8 protein-coding genes and 1 riboswitch are annotated in these 8,449 nt (G+C 45.4%); of the genes, 6 read left to right on the forward strand and 2 right to left on the reverse strand.

Annotated features, from left to right (window positions below):
• Nucleotides 1–44: 44 nt before the first annotated feature.
• Nucleotides 45–917: a 6-carboxytetrahydropterin synthase gene (locus QUA25_RS19990; RefSeq protein WP_333040804.1), complete on the forward strand. Its 873-nt coding sequence runs from the start codon at nucleotides 45–47 to the stop codon at nucleotides 915–917.
• Nucleotides 918–1,075: 158 nt separating this feature from the next.
• On the opposite strand, the gene QUA25_RS19995 is transcribed toward QUA25_RS19990, so the two are convergent.
• On the reverse strand, nucleotides 1,076–1,201 hold the full coding sequence (locus tag QUA25_RS19995; protein WP_333040806.1) for a hypothetical protein: 126 nt from the start codon (nucleotides 1,199–1,201) through the stop codon (nucleotides 1,076–1,078).
• A gap of 31 nt (nucleotides 1,202–1,232) precedes the next feature.
• On the opposite strand from QUA25_RS19995, the gene QUA25_RS20000 reads away from it, so the two are divergent.
• From QUA25_RS20000 to QUA25_RS20020, 5 genes are all read left to right on the forward strand, one after another.
• Nucleotides 1,233–3,419 carry a tetratricopeptide repeat protein gene (locus tag QUA25_RS20000; protein WP_333040808.1) on the forward strand — a complete coding sequence of 729 codons (2,187 nt, stop codon included), beginning with the start codon at nucleotides 1,233–1,235 and terminating at the stop codon, nucleotides 3,417–3,419.
• 325 nt (nucleotides 3,420–3,744) lie between these two features.
• Nucleotides 3,745–4,305, forward strand: a complete 561-nt coding sequence (locus tag QUA25_RS20005; RefSeq protein WP_333040810.1) for a Uma2 family endonuclease — start codon at nucleotides 3,745–3,747, stop codon at nucleotides 4,303–4,305.
• A gap of 183 nt (nucleotides 4,306–4,488) precedes the next feature.
• Entirely contained in the window at nucleotides 4,489–5,307 is an 819-nt protein-coding gene (locus QUA25_RS20010) for a Uma2 family endonuclease (protein WP_333040812.1), read from the forward strand.
• 154 nt (nucleotides 5,308–5,461) lie between these two features.
• Nucleotides 5,462–5,558, forward strand: a riboswitch (TPP riboswitch).
• A gap of 7 nt (nucleotides 5,559–5,565) precedes the next feature.
• A complete protein-coding gene (gene thiC, locus QUA25_RS20015) occupies nucleotides 5,566–6,939 on the forward strand; it encodes a phosphomethylpyrimidine synthase ThiC (protein ID WP_333040814.1) in 1,374 nt (457 codons plus the stop codon).
• 158 nt (nucleotides 6,940–7,097) lie between these two features.
• Nucleotides 7,098–7,691: a Uma2 family endonuclease gene (locus QUA25_RS20020; protein ID WP_333040816.1), complete on the forward strand. Its 594-nt coding sequence runs from the start codon at nucleotides 7,098–7,100 to the stop codon at nucleotides 7,689–7,691.
• 185 nt (nucleotides 7,692–7,876) lie between these two features.
• On the opposite strand, the gene QUA25_RS29545 is transcribed toward QUA25_RS20020, so the two are convergent.
• On the reverse strand, nucleotides 7,877–8,272 hold the full coding sequence (locus QUA25_RS29545; RefSeq protein ID WP_445242255.1) for an ISAs1 family transposase: 396 nt from the start codon (nucleotides 8,270–8,272) through the stop codon (nucleotides 7,877–7,879).
• Nucleotides 8,273–8,449: the final 177 nt, after the last annotated feature.

An 8,449-nucleotide genomic window follows, 5' to 3' on the forward strand; every position in this document is an offset into this window, starting at 1 on the left:
TAAGTCCTTTACAGAACTTAACAAGCTTACCCTACTTGACTTTTATGCAGTGCATCATCAATCGTCGGGCACAGTTTTCGGCGAGTCACCGGTACTGGCTGCCGGAGTTAAGCGAAGCCGAGAACTTTGAGCGGTTTGGCCCAACTGCCCGCGCACCGGGACACGGACACAATTACGTCCTTTACGTTTCCATGATAGGCGAACTCGACGAGTACGGCATGGTGCTCAACCTGTCTGATGTCAAGCACGTCATCAAGCGGGAAGTTATCAAGGATCTCGATTTTTCCTACCTTAACGAAGCGTGGCCGGAATTTGAGCAGACTCTGCCAACTACCGAAAACATAGCACGGCAAATTTGGCTGCGGCTAGCCCCTCATTTGCCTGTGAGCAAAATTCAATTATTTGAACATCCCGAACTTTGGGCTGAATATTTAGGAAACGGAATGGAAGCTTATCTAACTTTGTCCACTCATTTTAGCGCCGCCCATCGGTTGGCTCGTCCCGATTTGAGCTTTGAAGAAAATTCGGAGATTTACGGCAAATGTGCTCGGCCCAACGGTCACGGTCACAACTATCATTTAGAGGTGACGGTTAAAGGGGAAATTGATGCGCGGACTGGCATGATTGCTGATTTGGGAGCTTTGCAAAAAGCCGTTGATGATTATGTTGTTGAACCGTTCGATCACACTTTTTTAAATAAGGATATTGCTTATTTTGAGAACGTTGTGCCGACTGCGGAGAATATTGCGGTTCGGATCGGGCAATTGTTGCGATCGCCCGTTCGGGAATTGGGCGCAGAGTTGCACAAGATTAAGCTGATTGAAAGTCCGAATAATAGCTGTGAAATTTTCGGTGCTGATTTAGAAGAAGTGGCCGTTGAACATCAGCAGCCGGAAGCGGTTTTAGCTGGGGTTTAGAGTTAAAAATCGGGTCGGTTGGAGGGGGTTCACCCGGAGAGTTGGCTAATCGTGCAGATTGGTGAACCCCGCCCTACCCGCCTAATGATGATTCCGAAAGTTATCCAACCGCATGAGGCGGGAGAATATATTCTTTCATCAAAGTTACACAGCCAGAATTACTGGCACTTTTCCTGAAAAGTCAGACTCCGCGCGTATTTTGAAGATAGTAAGTCAGAATTCCTCATGTCAGCTATTTTAACTGCTGAGACGATGAGGTCGATCGCCCGATCGCTGACAACCAAGCACTAATTTCTCCTAAATGAGTTGACGTTTATGCGCGTCTCTAATCTAGCTCTCTTGACTCTGGCTGCCCTCGCATCCCACAATTTAACTGCTAATACTAGCGCCAATCCTGCTGCAAATCCTATTTCTCCTGAGACACCGCAGGCTAGCAACTTTGTTGATGCGGTAAATAATACTGAATCGCGTCCGGCTGAGTCAATTAGCGAGCCTGAGACGATCGCCCACGAACAATTTTCTCCAAATACTACGCTATCCCGTCGGGCTGAGTCAATTAGCGAGCCTGAGACGATCGCTCACGAACAATTTTCCCCCAATACTACTGTATCCCGTCGGGCTGAGTCAATTAGCGAGCCTGAGACGATCGCCCACGAACAATTTTCCCCGCGAATTGGTGTAAAATCGCCGACAGGTTTGCTGGTAGCGGCTGCTCAACCCCATGTATCTGCTACTGCAAAAACCAAGGCGAATACTCCTGCTGCATCCGCCGATGAACTAACAAAATCTTTACAAGAAACTTGGCTGGCTAAATTAATCGAAACTGGGGTTGAAAGCAATCCTCAAGTTCGCGAGGCTTTCGCTTTTATCTCCCCGTCTAGTGGCAGTTCTGAATCTGGATACGGTTTTAATAGTACCATAACTTTGCTCAATATTTTACTAATTCTTGGTACTGTATTTCCACCAGTGACAATTGCCTTTTTTTGGATGATGCGACGGCTGATAATCAAACACTTAGTTGCTGATGCCAATAAACGATTGCAAGGCATTGGTGTATTGGAATCAGAACTCATAAATTCTAGCCAACTGACTCAAAAGTTGAGGAATGAGTTAGAATCGCAAATGAATGCAGCTAAACAATCTATTGATTTTTTAACTAGAGAAACTGAACTTTCCAAATCTTCCGTCGAGCAAATTGAGACTCTCAAATCTCAATTTATAATGCACTTGCAAGTTTTGCGGACAGAAGTTGACGAGAAAAAATCTCAAATTGTTCAAGAAATTTCCCAAGTTCCCGCAGTTGTTGCCAAAGAAGCTCTCAAAATCGCACCTCAACCGCCCTTAAACACTTCCCAAAATTCGCAAACTGCACCTGCTAGCAACGAAAAATTGATTGCTGACGATTATATCAAGCAAGCCGAAGGGCTTTATTTTAAAGGAAATTATGATGAGGCATTAGGCTGCTTGGAAAAAGCTATTTTAGCGAATAAAAATTTGGATGAGGCTTGGTATTGGCGCGGAAATGTGTTAATAAGATTGCAGCGCCCGGAAGAAGCACTCGCCTGTTACGATCAAGCACTATCGATTAAACCAGATAACTACGAAGTCTGGTATAACAAAGCGTATTTGCTGGGAAAAATTCACAGGTACGAAGAGGCGATCGCCTGTTACGAGCGAGCTAGTTTGAGCGAATCTAGAAAATACGGTTGTTGGCACAGTATAGCGGCTTTGTTGGGTCAATTGCAGCATTACGAAGAAGCGATCGCCAGTTACGATCGCGCCCTCGCTATCAAAGCAACCGACAGCGAAATTTGGCACAACCGAGGTGCGATGCTGGGCAAAATACAGCAGTACGCAGCAGCAGTTGATTCTTACGATCGCGCTCTGGAGCTCAATCCCAAGAGATATGAAACTTGGTACAATCGAGGCAATATGCTGTGGAGACTGCTGCGCTACAGCGATGCTATTGATTCTTACGATCGGGCGATCGGCATCCGGCCCGAAAAATACGAAGTTTGGTACAATAGAGCCGCTGTGCTCGGAAAAATGCAGCGATATCAAGAATCGATCGAATCCTACGACAAAGCAATAGCCCTTAAACCGGAGGATTTTGAAGTGTGGCACAACCGAGGCGTAGCTTTCGACAAACTGTCGCAGCACGAAGCAGCAATTGCCTCTTACGAATCAGCAATTACCCTTAATTCGGAGTGTTACGAAGCTTGGTTTGGTAAAGGTGAATCTTTAGCCAAATTGCAGCGCCATGAAGAAGCGATCGCAGCTTATGAGAAAGCGATTGCTATTAAGCCCGACTCCTACGATGCTTGGCGTCATGTGGGGATAGTCTTGTCTGAATTAAAGCGGTATGAGGAAGCAATGGCAGCTTACGATCGAGCTATTGCCATCAAGCCTGACAATGCGGAAGCTTGGCGCGATCGAGGCGCAATTGTATCAGAATTAAAGCAGGATACAGACAAAATTGACTCCGCCGGAAAAGAGACTTAAACTCAGTCAAAATCCGCTTTTTCAAAATTCATAAGTGTCAGAGAATCGGGAGGCAAGCTCTAGTTGTCAGTTGGCAATGGATGAGAATTTGTTGCCTATGAATCGAGATAAAATTTTGCAATCACACTCAAACTCAACTGTATTAAGAGTTGGCGATGAACCATACATACAGTTATTAATCGGTATTTAAACCGACTTGATAGCGGGCATTTAAATGCTTTTGGTCTACGGTTTGTCATCTAAATCTTTCCTCTTTTTTCCGCTCCGTTTGGGGCGTTTTTTTTATGGTAAATTTAGGTAAGCTGCAAACAAGGAGAATAGTTATATGTCTGTTCAGCTTCAAAAACGGTTATTTACAGTAAAAGAATATCATTTGATGACTGAGGCGGGTATTCTCTCCGAGGGCGATCGGGTAGAACTCATAGAAGGAGAGATTGTTAAAATGGCTGCAATTGGTACTCGTCACGCAAGTTCTGTTAAGCGTCTCACCAGGCGCTTCAGCCTCATTCCAGAAGATCGGGCGACTCTGGGTGTCCAAGACCCTATCCAGTTGACTGAGCGGACTGAACCTCAACCGGATGTGGTATTGCTGCAACCTCGCGCTGATTACTACGCCACAGCCCATCCAGTACCGTCTGAAGTTTTGCTGTTAGTTGAGGTTTCAGATAGTACGGTTGATTATGACAGAGATGTGAAAGTATCCATTTACGCTCGATCGCTCATTCAGGAAGTTTGGCTGGTAGATTTAGTGGAAAATTGTTTGGAAGTCTACCGTCAGCCCGGCCCGAACGGTTATAGTTTAATGCTCAAGTTTTGGCGCGGTCAACAAGTTGCGCCGCTGGCTTTTCCCGAATTGGAAGTGAGCGTTGATTTTATATTGGGTTAATAGAAATTTTTTCTATTATTGAATTTTACTAATTTAGGGGGTAATTCAAATCGCCAAATTTCGGCTTCTACCTTCTACCTGACATCCGTTATATCCGTTACCTCCGTTACATCCGTTACAGAATCCGTTGCCGAACTTCCTTCTACTATAATAAGTTTAATTCCTCAAATCAGCGCAAGTGTTATGACTATTGCCAAACCATTTGAATTGGAAGTCACCCATCTCCCAGACCACACTGAATTACCCGAGTCCGATGGTACTTTTGTGAAAAACTTTCAAGAACTTCCTCAAAGCATTATTCTCACTGATTCACTCCGACCAATTTTGCAACGAATTCATCCTGACGGACGCTATCGCATCGGTCAAGATTGTGGGATTTATTGGCGTTTAACTGACCCTCTCGAACGCGGTGCGGAAGCACCAGATTGGTTTTATGTGCCGAATGTTCCGCCACTATTAAATGGTGAGGTGCGACGTTCTTATGTATTGTGGAAAGAATACGTTGCACCGCTGATTGTTTTGGAATTTGTGTCGGGCAACGGTGCAGAAGAGCGAGATAGAACGCCGCCGCCCGAACCCGGTCAAGCCGAAGAACAAAAGGTGGGAAAATTTTGGGTTTACGAACAGGCGATTCGCGTACCTTACTACGGCATTTATGAAGTGAAAAAAGCTGCTGTAGAAATGTATCACTTAGAAGACAATTGCTATCAGCGCATGAGTGTAAATGAGCGCGGTCGCTATCCGATTCCTCAGCTTGGAGTTGAGTTGGGAATTTGGCAAGGTGAATATGATGAGATGAATTTACCTTGGTTGCGTTGGTGGGATAGTGAAGGAAATTTGCTGTTAATTGGAGAGGAACGTGCGGCAGAAGAACACCTGCGGGCAGAACGAGAAAGCCTTCGCGCACAACAAGAAAGCCTTCGCGCGGAGGAAGAAAAACAACGCGCCGATCGCCTAGCAGTCAAATTGCGCGAAATGGGGATTAATCCTGATGAGGTGTGATGGTTTTTAGATTGTTAAATGGGGTACGATCGCACTTTTTAAACAGTAGAAATATCAGAAGCCCCAAAAGGGCGATCGCTCGCCTCATCTATCTCTCAATATTAAGATTTCCTTAGTTGCTGGCGTCGCGCACAGAAATCGGTGATACAATCAACAGCTTAGCTAGGGGTGCCCGAATATCCGGGCTGAGAAAACACCCTTAGAACCTGAGTCTGGGTAATACCAGCGGAGGGAAGCTGTTTATCAAGGAAATTAAATATGCGTACCGAATGGATCGCGAAGCGTCAGGGGCACACCAATGTATCTCAAATGCACTACGCCCGCCAAGGTGTAATTACTGAGGAAATGCACTTTGTTGCTAAGCGAGAAAATCTCCCGCCAGAACTTATCCGCGCCGAAGTAGCGCGGGGACGGATGATTATTCCGGCTAATATCAATCACACGAATTTAGAACCGATGGCGATCGGCATTGCCTCTAAATGCAAAGTCAATGCTAATATCGGTGCATCTCCCAACTCTTCCAATATGGAAGAAGAAGTTGACAAGCTTAAACTAGCAGTGAAATACGGCGCTGATACCGTGATGGACTTGTCCACCGGCGGCGGCAATTTGGATGAAATTCGCACTACAATTATCAAAGCTTCACCGGTGCCGATCGGTACTGTACCAATTTACCAAGCTTTAGAAAGCGTTCACGGTAATATGGAAAGTCTGACGGCGAATGACTTTCTTCACATCATTGACAAACACGCTCAACAAGGTGTTGATTACCAAACTATTCACGCCGGAATTTTGATCGAGCATTTGCCGTTGGTGAGAAATCGGATTACGGGGATTGTCTCTCGCGGCGGCGGCATTTTGGCGCGGTGGATGCTGCATCACCACAAACAAAATCCCCTCTACACTCACTTTAACGACATCATTGAAATCTTCAAAAAATACGATGTTTCGTTTAGTTTGGGAGATTCTCTGCGCCCCGGTTGCACTCACGATGCGTCGGATGATGCTCAATTAGCTGAACTCAAAACTTTGGGACAATTAACTCGCAAAGCTTGGGAACATGACGTGCAGGTAATGGTGGAAGGCCCGGGCCACGTTCCGATGGATCAAATTGAGTTTAATGTCAAGAAACAAATGGAGGAATGTTCCGAAGCACCCTTCTATGTTTTGGGGCCGTTGGTGACAGATATTGCGCCTGGATACGACCACATTACCTCAGCAATTGGGGCGGCGATGGCTGGTTGGTACGGTACTGCAATGCTGTGTTACGTGACGCCGAAGGAACACTTAGGATTGCCGAATGCTGAGGATGTCCGAAACGGGCTGATTGCTTACAAAATCGCGGCTCACGCTGCGGATATTGCACGGGGTCGTCCGGGTGCGCGCGATCGCGATGATGAACTCTCGAAAGCGCGTTACAATTTCGATTGGAACCGTCAATTTGAGCTGTCATTAGATCCAGAACGGGCAAAGGAATATCACGACGAAACTTTGCCGGCGGATATCTACAAAACTGCTGAATTCTGTTCAATGTGCGGGCCTAAGTTCTGTCCGATGCAGACTAAGGTTGATGCCGATGCTTTGACGGAACTAGAGAAGTTTTTGGCTAAGGAACCTGTAGCCCAAAGCTAATAGGATTAATTCGTAGGGTGCTGATAGCGCACCTTACTTAATCCTAAAGCTGTTTCGTTTCTTGGGGGGCGGGCATCCTGCTCGCCCAAAACTATGGTGCTGATGGCGTACTTTACTTAAGGTTATATTAAAAGGAGTTTCCAAAAAGGAGAATTGCGATGTCCGTTCAACTTCAAAAACGCCTTTTTACGGTGAAAGAATATCATTTAATGGGTGAGACAGGGATTCTTTCTGAAGCTGAGCGCGTCGAACTCATTGAAGGAGAAATTATTCAAATGGCTGCTATTGGAACTCGTCACGCAACTGCTGTGAGACGAATTAACCGACTTTTTCACCGATTACCAGAAGATAGAGTTATTGTTGATGTCCAAAACCCTGTTCAGTTAAGCGAACGTACTGAACCGCAACCTGATGTAGTATTGCTCCAATTTCGCGATGATGATTACGAGACAGCACATCCAGTTCCCTCAGAAGTGTTGCTTTTGGTAGAAGTCGCTGACAGTACAGTGGATAATGACAGAAATGTCAAAATTCCTATTTATGCCCGATCGCTCATTCAAGAGGTTTGGTTGGTTAATTTAGTGGAAAACAGCTTGGAAGTTTACCGCCAGCCAACACCAAACGGTTATAGTTTAATACTAAACTTGTACCCTGGTCAAGAGGTGGCACCGATCGCATTTCCTAATTTTACAGTCAGTGTGGATTTGATATTGAGTGCGGGCGATCGTACTTCCTCAACCGCAGAACAATAAATTTGCTGGTTGATGCTGATTAAACTCAGGGCTATTTCATTCTAAACAGCTTCTTCAAAACGTCTAGACCATAGCCCGCGAGCCGTTGTGCCTGTGCCATATTTGTTTCTCCAGCTTCTCGATAAAGATTGAGTGCTAAATTACGAGCAATTGCAAAAATGGCCGGGAGCTCGCCGACTCGAACTCTAGAAGCATCTTCTACGCCGGGTCACATCTCGGACATAGTGGACCTTATTTTCAACGCCCCAGTAATCGCGAATTCTAGTTGCAAATTGTTCCACCGTTTCATCCAATGAACTAATGTAGTACCTGGTTTCAGGCTTCTTAATTTGAATATATTCACCTTTTAACAGGTGTCGATAACTCGTGACTCGAATGATACTTCGTAGTCCGGCCCAGTCTTCGCTCTCCGATAGTCCATGCCAGCCTGTCCACAAACTCACACTTCGTCGTTCCACTCGTCCGTGGCCCGTTTCAACGGTATTAATATGGAATTCTGATTGAAATTTCTCCTTAATTTGCTTATGAAAATGGCTATGATTCCCTTTTAAGGCACCGAGATAGTCATTCCCAGACTCAATAACGCTCTTTCATCACTTTAGCCCTAGTATAATATTCCTGAAGTCATCAAATAGTTAAAATGTATGGTCGTACCCCGCCCAGCAGTCTCTACAGTCAGTTTTGTAGACGAATACTGTCTTGCCTATCAACATCTATTTCCCGAGGTAAGAAGTTTTGAAAACTTCAAGTATCTAATT

The organism is Microcoleus sp. Pol17C6, assembly GCF_036701145.1.
Taxonomy (GTDB): domain Bacteria; phylum Cyanobacteriota; class Cyanobacteriia; order Cyanobacteriales; family Microcoleaceae; genus Microcoleus.